The sequence below is a fragment of the Halobacterium litoreum genome, from assembly GCF_021233415.1.
Taxonomy (GTDB): Archaea; Halobacteriota; Halobacteria; order Halobacteriales; family Halobacteriaceae; genus Halobacterium; species Halobacterium litoreum.
The window spans coordinates 568,430-591,819 of the sequence record NZ_CP089466.1; the positions used below are offsets into that span (position 1 = coordinate 568,430).

General features: G+C 68.6%; 25 protein-coding genes and 1 tRNA gene. 13 read left to right on the top strand and 13 right to left on the bottom strand.

Annotated features, from left to right (window positions below; translation table 11 throughout):
- The first annotated feature begins 28 nt into the window (after window positions 1-28).
- Window positions 29-199, top strand: a complete 171-nt coding sequence (locus LT972_RS03165; RefSeq protein WP_232571749.1) for a zinc finger HIT domain-containing protein — start codon at window positions 29-31, stop codon at window positions 197-199.
- Here the strand turns inward: LT972_RS03165 and pyrF are convergent.
- From pyrF to LT972_RS03180, 3 genes are all read right to left on the bottom strand, one after another.
- Window positions 196-999 (bottom strand): orotidine-5'-phosphate decarboxylase, encoded by an 804-nt coding sequence (pyrF, locus tag LT972_RS03170; protein WP_232571750.1) that lies wholly within the window; start codon window positions 997-999, stop codon window positions 196-198. The two genes, LT972_RS03165 and pyrF, sit on opposite strands and share 4 nt — an antisense overlap.
- Before the next feature lie 80 nt (window positions 1,000-1,079).
- Window positions 1,080-1,454, bottom strand: coding sequence for a hypothetical protein (locus LT972_RS03175; RefSeq protein WP_232571751.1), 375 nt, complete (start codon window positions 1,452-1,454; stop codon window positions 1,080-1,082).
- Window position 1,455: 1 nt separating this feature from the next.
- Window positions 1,456-1,902 (bottom strand): DUF2240 family protein, encoded by a 447-nt coding sequence (locus tag LT972_RS03180; protein ID WP_232571752.1) that lies wholly within the window; start codon window positions 1,900-1,902, stop codon window positions 1,456-1,458.
- An 86-nt stretch (window positions 1,903-1,988) separates the two neighbouring features.
- Between LT972_RS03180 and LT972_RS03185 the strand changes: the two genes are divergently transcribed.
- Window positions 1,989-2,363 (top strand): 30S ribosomal protein S8e, encoded by a 375-nt coding sequence (locus LT972_RS03185; protein ID WP_232571753.1) that lies wholly within the window; start codon window positions 1,989-1,991, stop codon window positions 2,361-2,363.
- A 46-nt stretch (window positions 2,364-2,409) separates the two neighbouring features.
- Here LT972_RS03185 and LT972_RS03190 read toward each other — a convergent pair whose 3' ends face one another.
- The 3 genes from LT972_RS03190 to LT972_RS03200 form a co-directional block, all read right to left on the bottom strand.
- Window positions 2,410-3,501, bottom strand: a complete 1,092-nt coding sequence (locus tag LT972_RS03190; RefSeq protein WP_232571754.1) for a hypothetical protein — start codon at window positions 3,499-3,501, stop codon at window positions 2,410-2,412.
- Window positions 3,502-3,652: 151 nt separating this feature from the next.
- A complete protein-coding gene (locus tag LT972_RS03195) occupies window positions 3,653-5,878 on the bottom strand; it encodes a CDC48 family AAA ATPase (protein ID WP_232571755.1) in 2,226 nt (741 codons plus the stop codon).
- A gap of 216 nt (window positions 5,879-6,094) precedes the next feature.
- Window positions 6,095-6,820, bottom strand: a complete 726-nt coding sequence (locus LT972_RS03200) for a hypothetical protein (RefSeq protein WP_232571756.1) — start codon at window positions 6,818-6,820, stop codon at window positions 6,095-6,097.
- 156 nt (window positions 6,821-6,976) lie between these two features.
- Here LT972_RS03200 and radB point away from each other — a divergent pair, with 156 nt between their 5' ends.
- On the top strand, window positions 6,977-7,684 hold the full coding sequence (radB, locus tag LT972_RS03205; RefSeq protein WP_232571757.1) for a DNA repair and recombination protein RadB: 708 nt from the start codon (window positions 6,977-6,979) through the stop codon (window positions 7,682-7,684).
- Here the strand turns inward: radB and LT972_RS03210 are convergent, their stop codons facing one another.
- Window positions 7,685-7,876: a DUF7333 family protein gene (locus LT972_RS03210; RefSeq protein ID WP_232571758.1), complete on the bottom strand. Its 192-nt coding sequence runs from the start codon at window positions 7,874-7,876 to the stop codon at window positions 7,685-7,687.
- 282 nt (window positions 7,877-8,158) lie between these two features.
- Window positions 8,159-9,301 carry a CBS domain-containing protein gene (locus LT972_RS03215; protein ID WP_232571759.1) on the bottom strand — a complete coding sequence of 381 codons (1,143 nt, stop codon included), beginning with the start codon at window positions 9,299-9,301 and terminating at the stop codon, window positions 8,159-8,161.
- Window positions 9,302-9,409: 108 nt separating this feature from the next.
- Here LT972_RS03215 and LT972_RS03220 point away from each other — a divergent pair, with 108 nt between their 5' ends.
- From LT972_RS03220 to LT972_RS03230, 3 genes are all read left to right on the top strand, one after another.
- A complete protein-coding gene (locus tag LT972_RS03220) occupies window positions 9,410-9,715 on the top strand; it encodes a lycopene cyclase domain-containing protein (RefSeq protein WP_232571760.1) in 306 nt (101 codons plus the stop codon).
- Between the two features lie 198 nt (window positions 9,716-9,913).
- Complete coding sequence (locus tag LT972_RS03225; RefSeq protein ID WP_232571761.1) at window positions 9,914-10,138, top strand: hypothetical protein; 225 nt, start codon at window positions 9,914-9,916, stop codon at window positions 10,136-10,138.
- Window positions 10,139-10,280: 142 nt separating this feature from the next.
- Window positions 10,281-12,041 (top strand): PAS domain-containing protein, encoded by a 1,761-nt coding sequence (locus LT972_RS03230; protein WP_232571762.1) that lies wholly within the window; start codon window positions 10,281-10,283, stop codon window positions 12,039-12,041.
- Window positions 12,042-12,222: 181 nt separating this feature from the next.
- On the opposite strand, the gene LT972_RS03235 is transcribed toward LT972_RS03230, so the two are convergent.
- Window positions 12,223-12,297: transfer RNA gene (locus LT972_RS03235), tRNA-Val, on the bottom strand.
- A 155-nt stretch (window positions 12,298-12,452) separates the two neighbouring features.
- Here LT972_RS03235 and trpD point away from each other — a divergent pair.
- From trpD to trpG, 4 genes are read left to right on the top strand one after another with little or no spacing between them, the layout of a single operon-like run.
- Window positions 12,453-13,463, top strand: coding sequence for an anthranilate phosphoribosyltransferase (trpD, locus tag LT972_RS03240; protein WP_232571763.1), 1,011 nt, complete (start codon window positions 12,453-12,455; stop codon window positions 13,461-13,463).
- Window positions 13,460-14,107, top strand: a complete 648-nt coding sequence (locus LT972_RS03245) for a phosphoribosylanthranilate isomerase (RefSeq protein ID WP_232571764.1) — start codon at window positions 13,460-13,462, stop codon at window positions 14,105-14,107. Before trpD ends, LT972_RS03245 begins: the two co-directional genes overlap by 4 nt.
- Entirely contained in the window at window positions 14,107-15,729 is a 1,623-nt protein-coding gene (trpE, locus tag LT972_RS03250; RefSeq protein ID WP_390226281.1) for an anthranilate synthase component I, read from the top strand. The genes LT972_RS03245 and trpE overlap by 1 nt, the downstream gene beginning before the upstream one ends.
- The gene (gene trpG / locus LT972_RS03255; RefSeq protein WP_232571766.1) at window positions 15,726-16,310 is read left to right on the top strand and encodes an anthranilate synthase component II; all 585 of its coding nucleotides are present in this window, start codon (window positions 15,726-15,728) and stop codon (window positions 16,308-16,310) included. The genes trpE and trpG overlap by 4 nt, the downstream gene beginning before the upstream one ends.
- On the opposite strand, the gene LT972_RS03260 is transcribed toward trpG, so the two are convergent.
- Window positions 16,307-16,513, bottom strand: coding sequence for a hypothetical protein (locus tag LT972_RS03260; protein WP_232571767.1), 207 nt, complete (start codon window positions 16,511-16,513; stop codon window positions 16,307-16,309). The two genes, trpG and LT972_RS03260, sit on opposite strands and share 4 nt — an antisense overlap.
- 382 nt (window positions 16,514-16,895) lie before the next feature.
- Between LT972_RS03260 and LT972_RS03265 the strand changes: the two genes are divergently transcribed.
- Complete coding sequence (locus LT972_RS03265; RefSeq protein ID WP_232571768.1) at window positions 16,896-20,048, top strand: adenosylcobalamin-dependent ribonucleoside-diphosphate reductase; 3,153 nt, start codon at window positions 16,896-16,898, stop codon at window positions 20,046-20,048.
- A gap of 43 nt (window positions 20,049-20,091) precedes the next feature.
- Here the strand turns inward: LT972_RS03265 and LT972_RS03270 are convergent, their stop codons facing one another.
- Window positions 20,092-20,970, bottom strand: coding sequence for a DsbA family protein (locus tag LT972_RS03270; protein ID WP_232571769.1), 879 nt, complete (start codon window positions 20,968-20,970; stop codon window positions 20,092-20,094).
- 134 nt (window positions 20,971-21,104) lie between these two features.
- On the opposite strand from LT972_RS03270, the gene LT972_RS14850 reads away from it, so the two are divergent.
- Window positions 21,105-21,230 carry an HVO_2523 family zinc finger protein gene (locus LT972_RS14850; protein WP_269780556.1) on the top strand — a complete coding sequence of 42 codons (126 nt, stop codon included), beginning with the start codon at window positions 21,105-21,107 and terminating at the stop codon, window positions 21,228-21,230.
- Here LT972_RS14850 and LT972_RS03275 read toward each other — a convergent pair whose 3' ends face one another.
- Entirely contained in the window at window positions 21,231-21,851 is a 621-nt protein-coding gene (locus LT972_RS03275) for a TVP38/TMEM64 family protein (RefSeq protein WP_232571770.1), read from the bottom strand.
- An 80-nt stretch (window positions 21,852-21,931) separates the two neighbouring features.
- Between LT972_RS03275 and LT972_RS03280 the strand changes: the two genes are divergently transcribed.
- Window positions 21,932-22,318: a DUF5830 family protein gene (locus LT972_RS03280; RefSeq protein WP_232571771.1), complete on the top strand. Its 387-nt coding sequence runs from the start codon at window positions 21,932-21,934 to the stop codon at window positions 22,316-22,318.
- Here LT972_RS03280 and LT972_RS03285 read toward each other — a convergent pair.
- Window positions 22,302-23,348 carry a DUF7115 domain-containing protein gene (locus tag LT972_RS03285; protein ID WP_232571772.1) on the bottom strand — a complete coding sequence of 349 codons (1,047 nt, stop codon included), beginning with the start codon at window positions 23,346-23,348 and terminating at the stop codon, window positions 22,302-22,304. The genes LT972_RS03280 and LT972_RS03285 overlap by 17 nt on opposite strands.
- Window positions 23,349-23,390 lie beyond the last annotated feature (42 nt).

The window sequence follows — 23,390 nt, forward strand, 5'->3', positions numbered from 1 at the left end:
CAAGCCCCCCGAGACCCTACACGGAAACATGAGCGTCTCCGGCCTCTGTTCGGTCTGTGGGAACGCACAGGCACAGTTCACCTGCGACCGCTGTGGCGCGGTCGTCTGCCAGGAACACTACGACGCCGCGACCGGCTTTTGCACCGAGTGCGCCGCCGAAGTCCGGCGCGGCCGCGGCGAGACCGACGGCCCGCGCTAGCGGAACTGATTCAGTCGCTCTTTCAGGCGCCGGGCCGCGTCGCCCGCGGCGCTCGCCCACTCCGGCGACTCCTCGCCGGCGAAGATGATGCCCCGCGTCGAGTTCACGACGCCGACGCCCTCGCTGTTCAGGCCGTACTCGACGGCGGCCTCGGCGTCACCGCCCTGCGCGCCGACGCCCGGCACGAGGAAGGGAAGTTCGGGCACGCGCTCCCGGATGGCTTCGAGTTCCTCGGGCGCCGTCGCGCCGACGACGAGACCGACGTTCCCGTACTCGTCGTTCCACCCCGAGGCGCGCTCCGCGACGTGCTCGTAGAGCCGCCGGTCGTACGCCGCGAGTTCGAGGTGCTGGAAGTCCATCCCGCCCGGGTTCGACGTCCGGCACAGCACGAACACGCCCGCGTCCTCCCGCGAGAGGAACGGCTGGAGCGCGTCCTCGCCGAGGTACGGATTGACGGTGATGGCGTCCACGTAGTCCAGAATCTCGGCGTACTGGCGGGCCGTGTTCCCGATGTCCGCGCGCTTCGCGTCCAACAGGACGGGCACGCCCTTCCCGTGGGCGTACGCCACCGTCTCACGGAGCGCGCGCCAGCCGTCGCTGTCCTCGTAGAACGCCGCGTTCGGCTTGAACACCGCGGCGTGCTCGTGGGTCGCGTCGATGACGCGGCGGTTGAACGCCCACCGCGGCAGGTCCGCGTCCCGGACCTCCTCCGGGAGCCGGTCCGTGTCGGGGTCGAGGCCGACGCTCACGACGGTGTCCGCTGCGTCGATTCGCGCCGCGAGGTCGTCGAAGAATCCCATACCTCGGCCTCCCCGCGCCCGGAGAAAAGCGGTTCGCTTTCTCGGCCCCCGCTGGCAGTCACCTCTCGCCGACTGTGAGTTCACGCCATCGTCGCCGCGCCGACCGCGTCGAGCGCTCGCTTCGCGTCCACGCCGCTCTCCACGAACACCACGAGCCGCGGCGGCTCGCCCCCCACCGGGCGCGTCCGCAGCCCGCCCGATTCGGCCGCCTCCCGCGCCGCATCGAGTCCCGAGACCAGTTCCACTCGCGCGCGGTCCGGCTGGACGTACACCGACGCGAGTCGCTCGCCGTCCGCTTCCACGTCGTAGGCGCGCGCGCCGTCTGTCGTCGGCTCCACGTCCGGGTCGGCGTTCGCCACCGCCAGTCGGTCGAACGGCGCGTTCTCGTGACCGGTCAGTTCGCTCGACAGCAGTTCCGCGATTCGCTTCCCGTCGGTTTCGCTTTTCTCGACCATCTTAGCCCTCCAGTTCGGCTCTCGCCTTCTCGGCCGCGTCGTCCACGTCCACGCCGCGGCGGCGCGCGTACACCACCGCCGCCGCGTCCGCCGTCACGCCCAACTCGGACTGCAGTTCGTTCACCGCCGCCACCGTCTCCTGTCGGTCGTGGCCGTCCGAGACGAGCGCGTCCAGCGCGCGCTCGAACGCCGAGCGCTCCTGAAAGAGCGAGGCGTCCGGCGTGAACTCCTCGGGAGTCTCCACGCCGTCCGGGTCGAACTCGGCGACCAGTTCGCCGTCCTCGCGGGCGACGAGGCCCTCGCCGGTCGCCACGTCCAGCAGTCGTTTCGCCTGGTCCGGACTCATCCAGTCGCGGTCCAGCGACAGCGTCACCACGAACGCCTGCTCGGCGATTCGCTGTTTCCCCTTCTGCTTGAACGGCGCGGCGACCGCTACCCGGAGACTCATACCCGAGTACAGCGCCGGCACGCGCCTAAAGCCTGCGTTCCCGCCTAACCGAGCCTTTCAAGTGCGTCCTGCGCCACTTCCCGGGTATGCAACACCAAGGCCGTTCCAAACGCTCCAAGACGGGCGCTCGACTCCGACCGCGCTCCAAGAAGGACAAGTCCGAGCTCGGTCGCGCGCCCACCGAGACGACGGTCGGCGAACCGCGCTTCCGCACCGTCGACGCCCGCGGCAACGTCGAGAAGGTCCGCGCGCTCTCCACGAACGTCGCCAACGTCGCCACCGACGACGGCACCGTCCGCGCCACCATCGAGGACGTCAGCGAGAACAAGGCGAACCCGAACTACGCCCGCCGTAACATCATCACGAAGGGCGCCGTCATCGAGACGGACGCCGGCGCCGCCCGCGTCACCTCCCGCCCCGGCCAGAACGGGCAGGTGAACGCGACGCTCGTCGACGAATAAGCGGTTCCCTCCTCTCGACTCTCGCTCCGACGACCGCCAGCGCCCGCTACGGGTGGAAGCGCTCGCGGTGAATCTCCTCGGTGTCGCCGCCGACCGGGTAACTGACGACCACCTCGTCGCCCTCGGGGTCGACGCCGACGTTGAGGTAGTTCAGCGACCCCACCGGTTCGGCTTCGCCCTCGCCGCCCTGCACGGTGGAGACCACGCGCACGCGGCCCTCCTCGTCGGTGTCGTTGAAGTTCACGCGCGCAATCGCGTCGCGGTCGTCCGTCTCGGGGTCGACGACGAACTCGATGCTGTCAACGAGGCGGTCGCTCTCGGGGTAGCGCTCGCGGTGGACGACACGGGACTCGCCGTCGACGGTCGCCGACACCACGACCTCGTCGCCGCCCGAGTCGAGGCCGACTTCGAGGTAGTTCACACTCCCCGGCGTGCTCGTCGACGTCGAATCGCCGGACTGCACCGCCTCGACGGTCACGCTGTCCGCGACCACGTCGGAGACGAACTGCACGCGCGCCGCGTTCTGGTCCGGTTCGAACGCCACGCCCGAGACGACGCGCGCAGGCAGCGCCTCGTCGGCGGACTTCCCAGAGCCCAACCCCTGCGCGAGAATCAGCCACCCGCCGTCCCGTTCGACGGTGACGAACTGGGCGGTCTCGGTGCCGGATTCGGACTCGAACGTGGCTTCGACGACCACGGCGTCCCGGCCGGCGAGCGCGTCCTCGATTGCGTTCTGCTCGGTGTCGGGACCGGGCAACGTCGCCGACGCCACGAGGTCGACGGTGACCTCGCGGTCGACCTGTTCGAGGGCCACGCTCTCGGGGAACGTCGAGTTCTCGTAGAGGTTCTCGGCGTCCTCCCGGGAGAGTTTCTCGACGCTGAACGGGTGGAGGGGATGGAACGGCCCTTGGAACGCCGCCGCGTCCGCTGCGTTCGCGAACGTCTCGACGGCCGCCGTCGGACTGTCGGCCGGTTCGGGTGCTCGCTCGTCCGGCGTCGTCTGCTCGGTCGTTTGTTCGGTCGTCGTCGGTTCCTCGGTCGTCGGCTCGGTGGTCGACGCCGTCGTCTCGTCGTCGCCGTTCGACGTACCGGTGCAGCCAGCGACGCCGGCGACGCCGGCGGCCGCGAGCGCGCTCAATGCCTCTCGTCGCGAAAGGTCGGAGACCATTACCGTCCCCTTCCGTCTCTCGGGACTTCAGTACCCCGAGCGCGTTTCCGCGCCAGCGACTCGCCTGAAGGTATTTACGTCGCGAGCATTGTGAGACCGAAAACCCCGACGGAAGAAGGGACTACTGGAATCCGATGTGTTCGCCGCCGCGGCGGCCGCTGTCGGGTGCTTGGCTGCCCTTGAACTGCTCTTCGACTTGGTCGTAGTAGTCCATGAGGTCGTCCGTGATGGTGGGGCGGACGTTCTCCAGGGCCTTCCGGAAGTGGCGCATCTCGACGACGTCGGCGTCGTCGTCCTCGCGGAGCGCCTCGATGGCGCCCTCGCGGGCGATGTTCGCGAGGTCACTACCCACGTAGCCGTCCGTGATTTCCGCGAGTTCGCGGAGGGAGACGTCGGGCGCGAGGGGGATGTCTCCGGAGTGAATCTTCAGAATCTGCTCGCGGCCTTCGACGTCCGGCTGGCCGACCATGACGAGGCGGTCGAACCGCCCGCTCCGGATGAGCGCGGGGTCGATGATGTCCGGGCGGTTGGTGGCGCCGATGACCATCACGTCCTCCATCTCCTCGAGGCCGTCCAGTTCGGTGAGGAGTTGGTTGACGACGCGCTCGCTGACGTTGTTCCCGACTTCCTGTCCGCGGCCGGGCGCGAGGCTGTCGAGTTCGTCGAAGAAGATGACCGTCGGGGAGACCTGCCGGGCCTTCCGGAAGGTCTGTCGGATGGCCTTCTCCGACTCGCCGACCCACTTCGAGAGGAGTTGGGGGCCGCGGACCGAGATGAAGTTCGCGTTCGTCTCGTTGGCGACGGCTTTCGCCATCAGCGTCTTCCCGGTGCCCGGCGGCCCGTACAGCAGGACGCCGGCCGGCGGGTCGATGCCCATGCGCCCGAACTTCTCGGGTTCGTTCAGCGGCCACTCGACGGACTCCTTGACGTTGTCCTTCGCGTCCGTGAGGCCGCCGACGTCGTCCCACGTAATCTTCGGGAGTTCGACGAGGACCTCCCGCATCGCGGAGGGTTCGACCTCGTTGAGCGCGCCCTTGAAGTCCTGGCGCTTGACGATCATGCGGTCGATGAGGCTCGGCGGGATGTCCTCCTCGTCTAAATCTATCTCGGGGAGGTAGCGCCGGAGCGCGCGCATCGCAGCCTCCTTCGTCAGGCTCTCGATGTCGGCGCCGACGAAGCCGTGGGTGTCGTCGGCGAGCGACCCGAGGTTCACGTCGTCCGAGAGGGGCATGCCGCGGGTGTGAATCTTCAGAATCTCCTCGCGGCCGACCTCGTCGGGGACGCCGATTTCGATTTCGCGGTCGAAGCGGCCCGGACGCCGGAGCGCGGGGTCGACGGCGTCCACGCGGTTCGTCGCCGCGATGACGATGACCTGGCCGCGGCCCTCGAGGCCGTCCATCATCGTCAGGAGTTGCGCGACGACGCGGCGCTCGACCTCGCCGGTGACGTCCTCGCGCTTGGGCGCGATGGAGTCGAGTTCGTCGATGAAGATGATGGCCGGCGACTCGTCTTTCGCGTCCTCGAAGATTTCGCGGAGTTGCTGTTCGGACTCGCCGTAGTACTTCGAGATGATTTCCGGGCCCGCAATCGAGAAGAACGACGCGGAGGTCTCGTTGGCGACGGCTTTCGCGAGCAGCGTCTTCCCGGTGCCGGGCGGCCCGTGGAGCAACACCCCCTGTGGCGGCTCGATGCCGAGCTTCTGGAAGATCTGGGGGTGTTTCATCGGGAGTTCGACCATCTCCCGGACGCGCTGAATCTCGTTCTCTAAGCCGCCGATGTCCTCGTAGGTGATGCCGCCGCCGGTGCGCTCGAAGCCGCTAATCGGCTCCTCGCGCAACTCGACTTCGGTGTCCTCGGTGACCAGACAGACGCCCTCCGGCTCCGTCTCGACGGCGATGAGCGGGATGGCCTGCCCGGGCGAGCGCATGAACGGGTGGTTCGTGCTCGACATGACGGGCACGATGTCCCGCGAGACGACCGGGCGCTTCAGAATCTGGCGTTTCACCATGCCGGCCGCGTCCGAGCCGAACTGGACGCTGGCCTCCTCGGGGGGTGCGAGGACGAGGCGGTCGGCCTTCTCGGCCTCCGCCTTCCGAATCTTCACGCGTTCGCCGATGCCGACGTCGGCGTTCTGGCGCGTGAATCCGTCGATGCGGATGGTGTCCGTGTTCCAGTCCTGCCGGTCGGCGCGCCACACTTTGGCCGCCGTGGTTTCGGCCCCCTCGATTTCGATGATGTCACCCGGACTGAGCTTCAGGTGCAACAGGGTGTCGGGGTCGAGGCGCGCGATGCCTCGGCCCGAGTCGTTCGGGTAGGCTTTCGCGACCTCAAGTTGAACTTCGTTCATGATTGGAGACTGCGGGGATGTGTGCGAATCCGGCGTGACCACGGAAGTACTTTCCGCCGACCGCCGCCGGCCCCGCGCGTGCCAAATACTACCACGCACGCACTGATAGACGTGGCGCCTCTGGCCCGTTCTGCCGGCACCAGAGTTCGGCGCGCTCGCGGCCCCACGGTCCGACGCCGGACTGGGGCCGAGAATCCGACCACGCGAAGACGCGCCCTAGTCCTCCTCGCGGTGTTCGTCGAGCGCCTCGTCGAGCGTGAGTTCGCCCGCCGCGACCTTCCGCGCGAGCGCCTCCGTGATGGCTCGGTTCTCGTCGCTTCGCTCCCGAGACCGGCTCTTGATGACCTGAATCTCGCCCTCCGTCGGGTCGATGCGCCGGCCCTCTATCTCCTCGCCGGCCATCGACGCGATGTTCACTGCGGCGAGCACGTCACCCATCCCGCGAGCGCCCGGCCCGAGGAACGGCGTCGTCCCCGTTTCGTCCACGAGTTCGACGCGCACGTCGTCGAGCGCGTCCACGATGCGCGCGCCCTGCAACCGCGCGCCGTCGCCGATTCGAACCACGGCGTCGGACTCGCCCGCGACCTCCTCGGCGACGACCTCGGGCACGTCCTCGACCGGCACCTGAAACGCCGCGACGACCATCCCGCCGCGCAGAACGGCGATGCCGGGACGCGTCCCCGGGTCCACGCCGACCACGGTGCGGCCGTCGCCGCCCCGCATCGACACGAGCGCGGCCTCCACCGCGCGCCGCGCGGCCCCCGCTTCGGCGACGACGACCGGCGCCTCGGCGTCCACGCCCTCGCCCGCCGTGATTACCACGTCAGCGGTCTCCGGGACCGGTTCGTCGGCTTCGACGGTCGTGAACTCCACGTCGCGGTCCCGCAGCTCCGCGACCACCTCGTGGTACACTTCGAAGTCCTCCGTCGCGACGACAATCACTGCCGGAGGTCCGCGCCGCGGCGGCAAAACGCTTGCCCGCGCGCCGCGCCGACCCGGGAGTGAGTAGTCCGCAGGACTACGAACTTCGGTCGGTAAACGACCGCAGGGAGTGCACCGACCGGGAGTATTTTGCGGGGGAAGCGCCAACTCCGGGTAGTGACCGACGACACCCACATCTCGACCGGCTGTGGCGCGCTCGACGACCTGCTGGGGGGCGGCGTCGAGCGCGGCACCGTCACGCAACTGTACGGGCCGCCGGGCGCCGGGAAGACGAACGTCGCGCTCTCGGCGGCCGTCGAGGTCGCCACCGACGGCGGCACCGCGGTGTACGTCGACACCGAAGGCATCTCCGTCGAGCGATTCGACCAACTGCTCTCCGCGCGCACCGACGACCCCGACGCCGCCGCCTCGCGCATCGTCGTCTCCGAGGCCCACGACTTCGAGGAGCAGGCCGAAGCCGTCCGCGACACCGAGGACTTCGCCGACCGCGCGGACCTCGTCGTCCTCGACTCTGCGACCGGCTTCTACCGCCTGCGCCGGGGGGACGACGAGGACGCCGGCGACGCGCTCCGCAGAGTCGCCGACCAGGTCACGCACCTCCTCTCGCTCGCGCGCAAACACGACCTCGCCGTCGTCGTCACGAACCAGGTGTTCACGGACGTCGAGAGCGACAGCGACCGCGTCCGCCCGCTCGGCGGCCACACGCTCTCACACTGGACCGGCGCGGTCGTGCGCATCGACCGGTTCCGCGGCGGCAACCGCCGCGCCACGCTGGAGAAACACCGCGCCCGCCCGGAGGGCGAGCAGGCGCGCTTCGAGATTACCGACTCGGGCGTCGAGGGCGTCGAGAGCGACGCCTACTGACTACGGCGACGCCCGGAACTCGCCGTGTTTCATCCCGAGGAAGAAGGAGACGACGGCGAACGCTATCATCGACGGCAACACCATCATGAACAGGGTGTCCGTCTGCATCACGTCCATCGCGGCGAGGCCGGCGATGCCCACGACCACGATGGCGACGAGCACGCCCACGGACCGAACGAAGTCGAACTCCATACCGCCGGGTAGGGAGCGCCCCACAAAATAGGTTCCCGAACGTGCGAGGCGCTCGGGTTCTGGCACGACCGCGAACGCGTGACTGGGAGCACGGAATTCGACGACCGATAGAGACCAACAGCATCCGCGAGCGTAGCGAGCGGTTCGCCGAGCGCGAGCACCGCGAGCGCTCGGGCCGACGACTGAGCGGAACGAAGTGGAGCGAATGAGGAGTGCTTTTTCCCCAAGTTTTTGCCGAGGGGGTGCGCGCTCTGCGCGTACCCCCGCAGCGCAAAAAGTGGGTTACAGTTCGTTCAGTTTCCGCAGCAGTTGGCCTTCGTACTCTTCGTCGTGTTCGATGCCCTTGAGTTCGAGGACGTTGCGTTCGAGTTTGTCGAGGGCGACGTGGAACGCGTTGTCTGCGCCGTAGCCTTCGCCGGAGCCGGCGACCTGGCCCTTGTTGGTGCGGAGGCGAATCTGGGCCTGAATCAGGGGGGTGCCGCGGAGCTTCTCCTTGTGCTTGTGGAGGCGGACGTGGGCGTGGTGGACGTTCATCTCGCCGTACTTCGCGGCGACCTGTTCGATGCGCTCTTGGACTTCCTGTCGGGAGAGCGCGTCGAGCAGTTCGATGTTCGTAATCTGGACGTCGAGGTGCTCTTCTTCGGTGTAGGAGAGCGCGCGCAGCACGTCCGTCTTCGTGAGGATGCCGCCGACAACGCGGTCGTCGTCGGCGGGCGTGACGACGACGCCGGAGTAGTCGTTGTCGAGCATCTCGCCGACGGCGTCCTTGACGCTGTCTTCGACGGTGACCGTCTCGACGGGGCTGGACATCTCGTCGTAGACGGGGAGGTCGAGCAGGCGCTCGATTTCGCCGCGTCGGTCGCCGCGGGTGGTCTTCTGGTTGTCGCGGACGACGAAGTCGACGATGTCGTGTCGGGTGACGATGCCGGTCAGGAAGCCGCTATCGTCGACCACGGGAAGGCGGGAGATGCCGTGTTCGCGCAGGAGATTGATGACCTTCCCCATGGTGTCGTCCTCGGCGACGGTGACGACGTTCTCCGTGAAGATGTCGCCGACGGTGAGCGCGTCGAGGTTCTCCAGCACCGCTTCGAGGATGGCGTCCTCGGTGACGACGCCCCAGAGGTTGTCCGCCTCGAAGACGGGCGCGATTTTCGTGCCGCCCTCGACGAGCATGCGTGCGGTCTCCCGCACGTCCTCGGTGCGGGAGATTTTCGGCGCGTCGGCGACGAGCGCGGCGACCTTCGTGTCGTCCTCGATGTGGGACTGGATGAGCTGTCGCTGCGTGATGACGCCCTCGTACTGTCCGGCTTCAGTGACGATGATGCCCTTCGGGTTCTCCTCCTCGAAGATAGAGCGGACCTTGCCCAACCGTTCCTCGGCTTCGACCTCGGCGTAGTCGTTCGTCGCGATGTCAGAGATATCCATGGTCCTACACCCGGAACGACACGGACCAGCGTCTTGAACTTTATTGCGGCTCTCGCGGACTCGGAGCGCCGTCGTAGAGTTTTACCGGTGGGGTGCGTAGGCGCTGTCGTGCTCCCAGACGTCGGCGCGGCGTTCGGCGATTACACGTACCTCGCGACGGAGGTCGCGTTCGGCTCGCTCGCCGTCGCCTTGCTCTACCGCGCCGACGCGCTCCGTCGCGCGGCGACGACCGTCGCGGTTCTCTACCCCGTCGCGTACGTCTGGGACTGGTACACGCTCACTATCGGCGTGTTCGCAATCGAACTACGGACCGGCGTCGACCTCCTCGGCATCCCAATCGAGGAACACATCTTCATGGTGGTCGTGCCGGCGCTCGTCGTCGCGTTCCACGAGACGCTCCACGGCGAGAACTAAGTGCGTAGCCCGAATAGCCCCGTACATGGGCGACCGCGCGTGCTGGCTGTCCTACTGTCCCGAGTGCGACGCGCGAGCGACCGTCGCAGACGACGAGTGTCCGGCGTGCGGGACGTCGCTGCCCGACGAGTGACTGCGAGGCGAGCCTGCGCCGCGACGACCCGAAAGTAAAAACGTCGCCTCGACCAACCACGACGCGTGACCGACGAAACGACGCGGTCCCGCTGGACGCTGCTCGGCTTCGGCGGCGCCGCGAGCCTCTGTTGTATCGGTGCGACGGGCGCCGCTGCCGGCGGTGCGGCGACCGGCGTCGTCGCCACGGCGACGAGCGGACTCGTGCAGGTGGCCGTGACCGCGCTCACGCTGGCGCTCGTCGCCGGCGCGCTCCGTCTCCGCCGTGGCGGCGACGCCTGCGAGCGCTGACGGCGCTCGCGCCCGAGACGTGTCGATATCCGACACGTCCGCACGCCTACGAATGACTGCTCCCAATTTGCAGGCCGCGAACTGGCAGTAGAATGGCTCTCGGCACCGTCGAACTTTTGTGTCAGGCGCGCCGGTATCGGCTATGAGCGACTGCGGGGAGGGTCGGGACGCGCCGCTGAAGGCCCGCGTCCTCGACCGGATATCCGACGGCGTCGTCGGACTCGACGCCGACCTCCGGTACACGTTCGTCAACGACACCGCCGCGGACTTCCTCGGCGTGTCCCGCGAGGAACTGCTCGGCACGCACCTCTGGGAGGTGTTCCCGGACGCCACCGGCACGACCGCCCAAGAGAAGATTCGCGAAGCCCTCGACACCCGACGACAGACCTCCTACGAGCGGTACAACGACCAGACCGACCAGTGGTACAACACGCGCGTCTACCCCGACGAAGACGGCGTCACGCTCTACTTCACGACGATATCGGAGCGCGAGGAGTTCGAGTACGAGTTCGACGCGAACCGCCAACTGACGGAACTGATTCGGAACACCACCGAGGCCATCTACGTCAAGGACCGCGACGGCCACTACCGACTGATGAACGAGGCCGCAGCCAACCTCTTCGGCCTCGACTCCGAGGCGGTCCTCGGGAAACACGACGAAGAACTCTTCGACGCGGAGTCGACGGCGGGCATCCGCGCCGTCGACGAAGCGGTCGTCGAACACGGCGAACCCCGGACGCGCGAATCCGCCCTCTACATCGACGGCGAGCGCCACGTCTTCCTGACGAACAAGTACCCCTACCGGGACGACGACGGCAACGTCGTCGGCGTCATGGGCATCAGCCGCGACATCACCGACCGGAACCACCGCGAACAGCGCCTCGAGGAACTCACCGAACAGTACGACGCGCTCTGCGAGAACGCCCAGGACGGCATCTTCGTCGTCAACGTCGACACCGCGGGCGACGAGACGACCTTCCGATTCGAGCGCCTGAGCCCCTCCACCGAGTCGATGACCGGCCTGCACAACGACGACGTCCGCGGGAAGACGCTCCGCGAGGCGCTCGGCGCCGACATCGCGTCGACACTCCGCGAGAACTACCGGCGCTGTGTCGACGCTCGCGAACCGATCACGTTCGAGGAGACGTTCTCCCTCCCCGAGGGGTCGATGACCCTCCAGACGAAACTCGCGCCCGTCGTCGTCGACGGCGACGTCACCCGAATCGTCGGTATCACGCGCGACACGACCACTCGCGTCGAACGCGAAGCGTCCCTCGAACGCCGGAACGAGCGCTTAGACGAGTTCGCGGCGGTCATCTCTCACGACCTCCGGAACCCCCTCAGCATCGCGCAGGGCCACTCCGCGCTGCTCGCCGACGACAGCGACGCCGGCGACGTCGAGCAGATTCTCGCCGCGCTCGAACGCATGGACGCCATCGTGCAGGACACCCTCACACTCGCCCGCCAGGGACGGACCGTCGCCGACACCGAACCCGTCGAACTCCGGTCGCTCGTCCACCGATACTGGCGCATGGTCGACACGCGCGCCGCGACCGTCGACGTCGTCGACGACGTCACCGTCGACGGCGACCCCAGTCGACTCGGCCAGGCGCTGGAGAACCTCTTCCGGAACGCCGTCGAACACGCCGGCGACACCGCGACCGTTCGCGTCGGCCGCGCCACCGACGCCGGCTTCTACGTCGAAGACGACGGCCCCGGCATCCCCGACGACCAGCGAAACCAGGTGTTCGACGCCGGCCACACGTCCGTCGCCGACGGCACCGGCTTCGGCCTCGCCATCGTCGAACGCATCGCCGACGCCCACGGCTGGCAAGTCGACGTGCGCGACAGCGAGTCCGGCGGTGCACGCTTCGAGTTCTCAGACGTCGACGTCGTCTCGTAAGTCGGCCGCGGCGCTCGTCGGTTCGAGTTTCAGAACACGGGCCGAGCGGATTCGAACCTCGGTCGGACGTGCTCGCTTCGCTGTGCGCGACCTCCCTGATTCAAATCTGGCGGACCATTCACGCGGGTATCACGCGACCAGCGACAGAACCGTCGCTGGTCGGCGTGAGTTAGTTGAGAAGTGGGTTGGGGCGGATTTGAACCGCCGACCTCCTCCATGTCAAGGAGGTGTCATAGCCTGACTAGACCACCAACCCTCGCGGACTTCGAACGCATCCAATCGTTGTCCGGGGGTATAGTTGAAGGTTTCGAATCGGGGAGTGCGTCGGGGGTGTCACCGCGTCGCACGACAGGTTTAAGTTTTCGTACAATGTTGTACACTACAACCCGAAACAGTACATTGGTGTCTACTATGCAGGAATACATCGAACGCGCCACGGCGGGCGAGGACCTCACACTCGACGAGGCCCGCGACGCCGTCACGCGACTGCTCGAGGACGCGACCGACGCCGAAATCGGTGCGCTGCTCGCGGCGCTCCGCGCGAAAGGCGAGACCGAGACCGAAATCGCGGGGTTCGCGCAGGGAATGCGGGACGCCGCACACACCATCGACCCGGACCGCGCGCCCCTCGTCGACACCTGCGGCACGGGCGGCGACGACTACGACACCATCAACGTCTCCACGACGTCCACGATGGTCGCCAGCGGCGCCGGCGTCCCGGTCGCCAAGCACGGCAACTACTCCGTCTCCTCGTCGTCGGGCAGTTCCGACGTTCTCGACGAGGTGGGCGTCGACCTCGACGCCGACCCGGAGGCGGTCGAAGAGCGCATCGAGGCCGACGGCATCGGTTACATGCACGCGCCCGCGTTCCACCCCGCGATGAAGGCCGTCATCGGCGCGCGCCGCGACCTCGGCGTGCGCACCATCTTCAACGTCCTCGGTCCGCTCACGAACCCGGCCGGCGCCGACGCGCAGGTCGTCGGCGTCTACGACCCCGACCTCGTGCCCGTGCTCGCGTCCGCGCTCTCCCACATGGACGTGGACCGCGCGGTGGTCGTCCACGGCGACGGTCTCGACGAGTTCGCGCTCCACGGCGAGTCCGTCGTCGCCGAAGTGGACGGCGACTCGGTCGAGGAGTACACCGTCACGCCCGACGACTTCGGTCTCGACGAGGCGCCCATCGAAGCGGTCGCCGGCGGCACGCCCGCGGAGAACGCACAGGACCTCCGGGGCATCGTCACCGGCGACGTGACCGGCGCGAAGCGAGACATCATCCTCGCGAACGCGGGCGCCGCCGTCTACGTCGGCGGCGAGGCCGACTCCCTGCGCGAGGGCGCCGAGCGCGCCCGCGAAGCCATCGACTCCGGCGCGGCCGCCGAGACGCTGCGCGCGCTCCGCGAGCCCCCCGTGGCGGCGCGATGACGCGCGCGAAAGTCTGTGGATTGACGACCGAGCGCGACCGCGACGCGGCTGTCGACGCGGGCGCCGACGCGGTCGGGGTCATTTCGGACGTGCCCGTGGACACGCACCGAGAGGTGAGCGCGACACGCGCCGAGGAACTGCTCGCGGGCGCGCCGCCGTTCGTCACCACCGTGCTCGTGACGATGCCCGAAACGCCGGAGGGCGCCGTCCGCATCGCCGAACGCGTGGCGCCCGACGTCCTCCAGATTCACGGCGACCTCCCCGTCGGCGACGTGGCGTACGTCGCGTCGAACACCGACTGTCGCGTCCTCAAGACCGTGGACGCGGGCGACCCGGACGGCGCGCGCTACGACGACGTGGTGGACGCGCTCCTCGTAGACTCCGTGGACGCCGAGGGCGCAGGCGGCACGGGCGAGACTCACGACTGGGACGCCACCCGCGAGTTCGCCGACTCAGTCGACTCGCCGGTCGTGCTCGCTGGCGGCCTCACTCCGGCGAACGTCGCCGAGGCCGCCGCGACCGTCGACCCGTTCGCCGTCGACGTGGCCTCCGGCGTCGAGGCCGACGACGGCACGAAAGACCACGACGCAGTCCGCGAGTTCGTCGCGAGCGCGCGCCGCGACCCGGCGGTGGTCGAGTCGTGATGGACGCTACCCGCGACGAGTTCGTCGACCTCGCGAGCGACGGCCCCGCGGTCGTTCGCGTCGCGGCGACCGTCGACACCGACGTGACGCCGCTGACCGCCTACGACGCGCTCACCGGCGGCGACGAGAGCGACGCGGCCGACGGACGGGACGACCAGTACGGCTTCCTGCTGGAGAGCGCGGAGAAAACGTCCGCGAGCGACCCTGACGGCGCGTTCCAGCCTTCCGGGGCCTCCGAGAGCCGGCACGCCCGGTACTCGTTCGTCGGCTACGACCCCGCCGCGGTCGTCTCCGTGAGTCCCGAGAACACTGACATCAACGTCCTGCGCGACGAGCGCGCCGTCGACTTCCTCGGCGAGGGCGACGGCGACGTGCTCGACCGGCTCCGGGGCGCACTCCCGGACCTGCCCCGCCGCGGCTTCCCCGACGAGGACCGGCAACTGCTCGACGGCGGCCTCGTCGGCTTCCTCGCGTACGACGCGGTCTACGACCTCTGGCTCGACGAGGTGGGCGTGGAGCGCCCGGAGACGCCGCTCCCCGACGCCGAGTTCGCGCTGTCGACGCGCACGCTCGTCTTCGACCGCGCGACCGGCTCCGTCTCGCTCGTGTTCACGCCCGTGGTCGGCGATGAGGACGACGCGGCCGCGGTGTACGACGACCTGCGCGCCGAGGCCGAGCGCGTCCGGGAGGTGCTTGCGAACGCCGACGACCCCGACTTCGGCGGCTTCCGCGTCACCGACGAGCGCGCCGGCGACCGCGAGTCCTACGAGGAGAGCGTCGCGACCGCGAAGGAGGCCGTTCTCGACGGCGAAGTGTACCAGGCGGTCGTCTCGCGCACGCGAGAACTCGACGGCGACGTCGACCCCCGCGGCCTGTACGCGGCGCTCCGGGACGTGAACCCCTCGCCGTACATGTTCCTGCTCGCGCACGGCGACCGCACCGTGGTCGGCGCGAGCCCCGAGACATTGGTCGCGGTCCACGACGACACCGTGTTGAACAACCCCATCGCGGGCACCTGTCCGCGGGGGTCGAGCCCCGTCGAGGACCGCCGGCTGGCCGGCGAGATGCTCGCCGACGAGAAGGAGCGCGCCGAGCACACGATGCTCGTCGACCTCGCGCGCAACGACGTGCGCCGCGTCAGCGAACCGGGGAGCGTCGCCGTCCCCGAGTTCATGCGCGTGCTGAAGTACAGCCACGTCCAGCACATCGAGTCCACCGTGACCGGCACGCTCGCCGGGGACGCCGACTGCTTCGACGCGACGCGGGCGTCGTTCCCGGCGGGCACACTCTCGGGCGCGCCGAAGGTCCGCGCGATGGAGCACATCGACGCGCTCGAATCGAGTCCGCGGGGAATCTACGGCGGCGGCGTCGGCTACTTCTCGTGGACGGGCGACGCGGAGTTCGCCATCGCCATCCGGTCGGCGACCATCACGTCGGACGGCGACGAGGACACCCTCCGCGTGCGCGCCGGAGCGGGCGTCGTCGCGGACAGCGACCCGAGCGCGGAGTTCGAGGAGACCGAAGCGAAGATGGACGGCGTGCTCGCCGCCGTCGAGCGCATCCGGGAGGAACCGACCGAGGGAACCGAGGAAGCCGACGTCGCGGTGGAGGTGTCGCGATGAAGGTGTTGTTCGTGGACAACTTCGACTCGTTCACGTACAACCTCGTTGAGTACGTCTCCGAGCAGGAAGTCGGGGGCGAGCGTCCCGACACGGAAGTCGTGAAGAACACCGCGTCGCTCGCCGACGTGCGCGCTTCCGACCCGGACGCAGTCGTGATTTCGCCGGGGCCCGGCCACCCAGAGAACGACCGGGACGTGGGCGTGACCAGCGACGTGCTCCGGGAAGTCAGCCCCGGCGTGCCGACGCTCGGCGTTTGTCTCGGCATGGAGGCCGCCGTCCACGAGTACGGCGGCGCCGTCGGGCGCGCGCCCGAGCCGATGCACGGCAAGACGAGTCCCGTCAGCCACGACGACCGCGGCGTGTTCGCCGGCCTCGAACAGGGGTTCCCGGCGGCGCGCTACCACTCGCTGGCCTGCACCGAGATTCCGGACTGTTTCGAGGTTTCGGCGACCACCGAGGGCGACCTGCCGATGGGCGTCCGGCACCGCGAACACCCCATCGAGTGCGTGCAGTTCCACCCCGAGTCCGTCCTCACCGGCGCGGGACACGACGTGGTCGAGAACTTCCTCGCCGGCGTCTAACCGACCAGCGTCGTCACGACCCACGCCGCGCCGACGAGCATTGTCGCGACGACGACGAGTTTCCACGCGATGCTCAGGAGGACGCGACCGACGAGCACAACGACGGCGATGGCGACCAGCGCGAGCAACAGCGTCCCGAGCGGCGACGACGTGAGGCCGCCGAGCGCGAGCAGTGCGGGCGAGAGCAGTGCGGGCGAGAGCATGCCCGGAGCCACGCAGACGACGGTGGTAAGTCTGGGGGCCGCAGTCTGTCGCCGCGGGCCGCCGACGTCCCGCGGTCCGAACGCCGCCCCACCCCCTGCGTTCGGGTGGAAGGTGAAACTATCACGCCGCCGCAGTACCTAGATTCTCCCGCTATCCGGCTATCACTTTCACCCCGCTTTGGAGACCTTCATATTGGTTCCGAGTCTACCTACGAGGCACGCAGAATCGGCCGTCTGACGGCGACCGGTACTGGGGGACCGAGAACACAACTACTAACCTCCCGTGCCGGCTATGCGTTCGTCGTCATCGAGTGCCGACGTTCCACCAATCCATGATGCTGCAACCACCCACCTCACGGACTGTATCGCGGAGGTATCGCCAATGAGTTCCCCCGACGTCTCCGCGGACGACTTGACGCTCCCGGTGAAGCGCGTCGACGGCGACACGCTCGAAGACCGCCTCACCGCAAACGCCTACCAGAACATCCTGCCGGCACGCTACCTGCGCAAGGACGCCGACGGCGAACTCGTCGAACAGCAGGAGGACCTCTTCGTGCGCGTCGCGAAGAACATCGCGCTCGCCGAGGTCGTCTACGAGGCCGACGACGCCGTCGAGGTTTCCCCGAGCCAACTCAAGCCCGACCACCCGCGCCGCGACGAACTCGCGAGCGAGGTGTTCGGTGCCGACGTCGACCCCGACAGCGACGACGAGACGGTCGAACTCACCGAGGACAACGTCAACAAGTTCGCCTACGACACGGTCGTCCCGGAACTCGACGACCCCGAGGTCCGCGAGCACGTCGAGGGCGTGCGCGCCGACTTCCAGGACCTCATGGAGGGCCTGTCGTTCATGCCGAACTCGCCGACGCTGATGAACGCGGGCGACGAGCTCCAGCAGCTCTCGGCGTGTTTCGTCGACTCGCCGGGCGACGACCTCACGGACATCCACCAGACGGCCAAGGAGGCCGCCGAGGTGTTCCAGTCCGGCGGCGGCATGGGGTACGCGTTCTGGAAGCTCCGGCCGTTCGGCGACGCCGTCGGGTCCACGGGCGGCATCGCCTCCGGCCCGGTGACGTTCATGGAGACCTACGACCAGATGTGCGAGACCATCGCGCAGGGCGGCGCGCGACGCGGCGCACAGATGGCCGTGATGCGCGTCAGCCACCCGGACGTCATCGAGTTCATCCACGCGAAGAACAAGGACGTGAGCCTCGCTCACACGCTCAAACTCAACGACCCGGACGACTACACGTACACCGAGTTCTCCGAGGCCCTGGAGGAGGCCCGCGACCTCATCGACGACGACGGTCGCGTGCCCGAACACCTCCGGAACGCCGTCGAGGGCCACCTCTCTAATTTCAACATCTCGGTCGGCGTCACGGACGGCTTCATGGAGGCGCTGGAAGCGGGCGAGGAGTACACGTTCACGAACCCGCGCACCGAGGAACCGCACATCGCCACCGAGGAGACGAAAGAGATGTACTCGCGGTACGGCCTCGGCCACCACGTCACGCCCGGCGAGGAACTGTCGATTCCCGCCGAGGCGCTCTGGGAGCGCGTCGTCGAGGGCGCCCACGAGAACGGCGAACCCGGCGTCATCTACCTCGAACGCGTCAACAAGCAACACTCCTTCGACGTCGAGGAGAACCCGGACCACCGCATCCTCGCGACGAACCCCTGTGGCGAACAGCCCTTAGAGGAGTACGAGGCCTGCAACCTCGGGCACATCAACCTCTCGACGCTCGCCGCCGACGACGCGCCGGACTGGCGCGTCTGGAGCGAGGAACACGAGTTCGACACGCTCGAGGAGGGCGTCAGTCGGTTCCTCGACGAGGCGCTCGCCACCGAGGAGTTCGACCACCGCATCGAGGCGGGAACGCGCTTCCTCGAGAACGTCGTCACGATGTCGGACTTCCCGGTCGAGAAGATCGAGGAGAAGGTCGCCGAGATGCGGAAAATCGGCCTCGGCGTCATGGGCCTCGCGCAACTCTACATCCAACTCGGCGTGAAGTACGGCGACGACGTGGCGAACGAAATCGCGCGCCAGGTGATGCGCACCATCAACCACGGGTCGAAGGCTGCGAGCCACGAACTCGCCTTGGAGCGCGGGAGCTTCGACGAGTGGGACAACTCCAAGTACGCGAACCCGACCGACTACGCCGACTGGTTCGAGCACCACACCGGCGAGGACGCCGACGACTGGGCGGACGGCTACCCGATTCGGAACCACAACACGACGACCATCGCGCCGACCGGCACCACGTCGATGGTCGGGAACACCACGGGCGGCTGTGAACCCATCTACAACGTCGCCTACTACAAGAACGTCTCCGACGACGTGCAGGGCGACGAGATGCTCGTGGAGTTCGACGACTACTTCCTCCGCACCCTGGAGGACAACGACATCGACGTCGACGCGGTCAAGCAGGAAGCCCAGGAGCAGATGTCGAACAACGAGTTCGACGGCGTCGAAGGCCTCGAAACGGTCCCGGACGCCATCGGCGAACTGTTCGTCGTGACCGCCGACCTCTCCGGCAAGGAACACGCCGCCGTGCAGTGCGCGTGCCAGGAGGGCGTCGACTCCGCCATCTCGAAGACGTGTAACTTCCCGAACGACGCCTCGGTCGAGGACATGGACGAGGTGTACCGCTACATCTACGAGAACGGCGGGAAAGGGGTCACCGTCTACCGCGACGGCACCCGCAGCAAGCAGGTGCTCACGACGCGCGCCGACAACACCGACTTCTCTGAGATGGACGAGGACGAGGCCGCCGAGGCGATGGTCGACACCATCGAGGAGACGTTCGGCGGCATCGAGGGCTTCCTCGACAACGACGAGGTCCGCGCCGCGTTCGGCGACGACCTCCGCGAACTGCTCGCCGGCGACGAGGACGCCTTCGACGAGGACGACTTCGCGGAGAAGCAGTCCCGTCCCGACCTCCTGCACGGCGTCACTCAGCGCATCGACACCGGCTACGGGAAACTCTACGTCACCATCAACGAGGACCCCGAGCGCGAGCGCCCCTTCGAGCTGTTCGCGAACACCGGGAACTCCGGTGGCTTCACGGGTTCGTTCACCGAGGCGCTCGCGAAGACCATCTCGGTCGCGCTGCGCTCCGGCGTCGACCCGGACGAAATCGCGGACAAACTCCAGGGCATCCGCAGCCCGAAGGTCGCGTGGGACAAGGGCGAGCAGGTGAACTCCATCCCGGACGCCTTCGGCACCGCGCTCCGTCGCTACCTCGACGGCGACGTCGACCGCGCGGCGTACCCCCAGCAACAACACCTCACCGAAATCGGCGACGAGGAGGAGGCGAGCGCCCACGAGACCGACGGCGGCGCCTCGACCGGCGAGTCGGCGAGCCTCGGCGGCCCGCAGGGCCCGTCCGGCTCCGGCGACGACGCGACGAAGGACGCCACGCAGTCGCTCATCGAGGCCGGCGAGAGTCCGGAGTGTCCCGACTGCGGTTCGATGACGCTGTACTTCAGCGAAGGCTGCAAGACCTGCGAGTCCTGTGGCTGGAGCGAGTGCTGACGTAGCGCGCTCCGCTCTCTACGTTTTCTCTCCGCCGACGTGACTACGCGGTGGCGTCGTCGAGCGACTCGAGTGTCGCCGTGAAGTCGACGGTCGGCGCCGTCACCTCGCCGTCCACGACGACCCGCGGAACCGTCGTCACGCCCGCGTCGACCGCCGCCTCGGCGGTCGCCGTCACCCGCTCGGCGTACTCGCCGCCGCTCACCGCGAGCGCCACGTCGTCGAGGCCGTCGACGCCGGCCACCTTCCCGAACTCCACGAGTTGGGGCGTCGTCGCCCACTCGTAGCGCTCCTGGGGTTGGTTCTCGAACGCGGTGGCGAAGTACTCCCAGTACGATTCGGGGTCGCGCTCCCAGACCGCGAGGCCGGCGCGCGCGGCCCGCGGCGCGTCCGGACCGAGGAACGGGTCGCCGTTCTGGTGGGCGACCGCCCGGAACTCCACGTCGAGGTCGCCGGGAACGACGTACTGCGCGACGACGGCCTGGAAGTCGGTGAGGACGAACGCCTGCGTGTACGGGCACTTCCAGTTCCCGTAGACGGTCGCCGTCGCCGACGCCTCCCCGGTCCCCATCGTCGCGTACTGGTACGCTTCCGGGTCGTTCGGAATCGGCAGGTCGGCGAACGACGCCGGCGGCGCATCGAGCTCACTCGCCGCGCGAATCTGGTAGCCCGTCTCCTCCTCGCCGTCCCCCGACGCGTTCCCGTCGTTCGTCGTGGACTGGGCCGTCGTGTCAGTCGTGGACTGCGCGGTCGAATCGGTCGCGGTGGTCGGTGTCACCGACTCGTTCGCCGGCGTCGTTCGCGTCGCGTTCCCGCTCTCGTCCGCTGTCTGGTCGTCCAAAACGCCGCTACAGCCGGCAAGGGAACTCGCGAGCGCGGCGGAGAGGCCGAGCAGTCGTCGGCGCGTCGTGTCGTCTGTCACACCCCCTCGTCGGGCGTCCACGGCTTTCACTACCAGACCGATAAACGCGCCAACAGTCGGTCGCTCCGGGCTTATCATCCCGTTAATCGCGGCACGTGAGAACTGTTTTGTCGGCGGAAGCCGTCGTTCCGGGCGTGGGAGCAGACCGCACCGCGCCGTCGTGCCCGATGTGCGACGAGCCGCTGTTCAAGCGCCACTGCAAGTACGTCTGCCCGACGCACGGCGTCGTCGTCGACTGCTCGGACCCGTTCACGTTCTGACTACGCGCGCAGCCGGCGGTAGGCGACCGGCCCGAGCAACAGCGCGGCGGCGAGCACGCCGCCCGCGACGAACGCCGGGTCGACGTGCGCCGCGCGCAGCCGGAAGTCCTCCAGCCCGCTCCCGAGCGCGACCGCGGCGACCACCCACGGGAGTTCGCCGACGAGCGTGCCCGCCGCGAACTGCCGCCCGGAGACGCCGCCCGAGCCAGCCGCGGCGGAGACCGCCTCTGGCGGCGTCGGCGCGAGGCGCGCCGCGACGACACCGCGGAGACCGCCGGTCGCGCCGAAGAACCGCCGACTCCCGTCCGACAGCCGACCGAAGAACCGTCCGTCGTCGGGCGCGCGCCGTCCCGCGACGAACGGCGGGACGCTCGTCGCGACGGCGCCGACGAGTGCTATCGGCACGCCCACTAGCAGGCCGTACTTGAAGCCGACGAGCGCGGACACGACGCTGATTGGCCACCCGAGGAACGGCCGCACCGCGTAGATGCCGACGAGGAAGACGGGGAACCACGGGCTGGCGACCGCCGCGCGCAGGACGCCGAGCGCGCGACTCGGCCGGACGACGACGGCGGCGAGGACGAGCGCCGCGACGGCGACGCCGGCCGCGTATCGCTTCATCGCGCCCCGCTATCCGGGGGAGGCGTTTAACGTCTGCCATCCGCGCAAGCGTCAAGTGCGCGCTCCACGCACGTCGAGACATGGGCGACGGCGACGCGTCGGGACGCGAACGAGACGACGACCCCGTCGAGGTCGGCGTGGAACTGCTCTCGAAACTGGAGTTCGAGTCGCTGTCGGTCGCCGAAGCCATCGACCGCATCGAGACGGTCACGACTCACCCCCGGACCACGCGCCGGATTCTCGACGAGGCCGAGGCACGCGGCGTCGTGGAGCGCGACAGCGGCCGCGTCTACCCGCAGGGCGGCGGCTACGTCTCCTTCCAGTCCGACGTGTTCACGAAAGAGGGCGACTTCTCGTGTCGGCGCTGCGGGTCGTCGCTGTCGACGGGGCACTTCGTTCGACTCGATTCGGGCGAACTCGGGCCCTTCGGCTCCTCGTGCATCCGGAAGGTCACTGGTCGCGACTGAGTTCGCGGAGCGCGTCGAGGCGCTCGCGTTGCTCCGCGAGCACGGTCTGCTGGGCGTCGATGACGGCCTGCTGTTGGTCGATGACCTCCTGTTGGCTGTCGACGGTCTCCGCGAGGTCCGCGATAGCGGCCTCCAGTTGGTCTAACTCCGCGTCGAGTTCATCGGGGTCGACCGGCGGCTCGACTTTCTCCGCCGCCGTCTGGAAGCCGCTGGACGCGAACTCGTCGCTCGCACCGTCGTCCGACGCCGGCTCGCCGGTCGTCGGCTCCGACGCTCGGTCGGGTTCGGGTTCCGCCGCGCTCTCCTCGTCGTCCTCGCCGACGCCGCTCGTGTCGATGGGGTCGACGCCGCCGCCGAACGACACCTCATCGACTTCCTCTTCGGGCGACTCGTCGACGTTCATGCGCTCGAACTCCGCGGCGTTCGCCGCGTCGTGGAACGCGAACACCGCCTCCTCGACGGTCTCGCGGACGTCCCGGAACTCCTCGCTGGGCGCCTTGATGCGCTCGGTGCGGCCCGTGGTTTCGAGGACGAGTTGGCTCGCGACGCTCCCCTCCTCGACGTCGATGCCGGTCACCGTCTCGAAATCTATCTCCTCGTGGTCTGGCCCCCACATCGCCGCGCCGACGTGTTTCACGACGCGGTCGCTGGTCACGACGAGCGTGAGTTCGCTGAACCGGAACGTGCGCTTGACCGTCTCGCCCGGCCCCGTGACGCCCGCCGCGTTCAGCACGCCCGCGAGCACGGGGTGGAGCACGTCGTCGAGTTTCTTCGACGGGACGGAGAACGTGTCGTCGCCGTCCAGTCCGTAGTCCATCGTCACCTTCGCCTTCCGGCGGCCCTCGCTGACCTCGATGCGTTCCGCGTCGTGGGGGTACTCGTCGACGCCCTCGTCGCTCAGCAGGCCGTCTGCCTTGTAGACGACGGTGCGCGTCGGCGTGACGAACAGCGCGTCCTCCCCCTTCAGGGGGACGTGCGCGGCGACGTCCTCGTCCTCGAGTGACGACTGGACGAGCGCGGGTGCGTTCATGCACGTTGGATGCCACCGCCTCGGCTTAAACCCGGCGGGTGC

Coding starts and splice junctions, on each gene's coding strand:
- LT972_RS03165 (WP_232571749.1), top strand. CDS start 29: ATGAGCGTCTCCGGCCTCTGTTCGGTCTGTGGGAACGCACAGGCACAG.
- pyrF (WP_232571750.1), bottom strand. CDS start 999: ATGGGATTCTTCGACGACCTCGCGGCGCGAATCGACGCAGCGGACACC.
- LT972_RS03175 (WP_232571751.1), bottom strand. CDS start 1,454: ATGGTCGAGAAAAGCGAAACCGACGGGAAGCGAATCGCGGAACTGCTG.
- LT972_RS03180 (WP_232571752.1), bottom strand. CDS start 1,902: ATGAGTCTCCGGGTAGCGGTCGCCGCGCCGTTCAAGCAGAAGGGGAAA.
- LT972_RS03185 (WP_232571753.1), top strand. CDS start 1,989: ATGCAACACCAAGGCCGTTCCAAACGCTCCAAGACGGGCGCTCGACTC.
- LT972_RS03195 (WP_232571755.1), bottom strand. CDS start 5,878: ATGAACGAAGTTCAACTTGAGGTCGCGAAAGCCTACCCGAACGACTCG.
- LT972_RS03210 (WP_232571758.1), bottom strand. CDS start 7,876: ATGGAGTTCGACTTCGTTCGGTCCGTGGGCGTGCTCGTCGCCATCGTG.
- LT972_RS03215 (WP_232571759.1), bottom strand. CDS start 9,301: ATGGATATCTCTGACATCGCGACGAACGACTACGCCGAGGTCGAAGCC.
- LT972_RS03230 (WP_232571762.1), top strand. CDS start 10,281: ATGAGCGACTGCGGGGAGGGTCGGGACGCGCCGCTGAAGGCCCGCGTC.
- trpD (WP_232571763.1), top strand. CDS start 12,453: ATGCAGGAATACATCGAACGCGCCACGGCGGGCGAGGACCTCACACTC.
- LT972_RS03245 (WP_232571764.1), top strand. CDS start 13,460: ATGACGCGCGCGAAAGTCTGTGGATTGACGACCGAGCGCGACCGCGAC.
- trpE (WP_390226281.1), top strand. CDS start 14,107: ATGGACGCTACCCGCGACGAGTTCGTCGACCTCGCGAGCGACGGCCCC.
- trpG (WP_232571766.1), top strand. CDS start 15,726: ATGAAGGTGTTGTTCGTGGACAACTTCGACTCGTTCACGTACAACCTC.
- LT972_RS03260 (WP_232571767.1), bottom strand. CDS start 16,513: ATGCTCTCGCCCGCACTGCTCTCGCCCGCACTGCTCGCGCTCGGCGGC.
- LT972_RS03265 (WP_232571768.1), top strand. CDS start 16,896: ATGAGTTCCCCCGACGTCTCCGCGGACGACTTGACGCTCCCGGTGAAG.
- LT972_RS03275 (WP_232571770.1), bottom strand. CDS start 21,851: ATGAAGCGATACGCGGCCGGCGTCGCCGTCGCGGCGCTCGTCCTCGCC.
- LT972_RS03280 (WP_232571771.1), top strand. CDS start 21,932: ATGGGCGACGGCGACGCGTCGGGACGCGAACGAGACGACGACCCCGTC.
- LT972_RS03285 (WP_232571772.1), bottom strand. CDS start 23,348: ATGAACGCACCCGCGCTCGTCCAGTCGTCACTCGAGGACGAGGACGTC.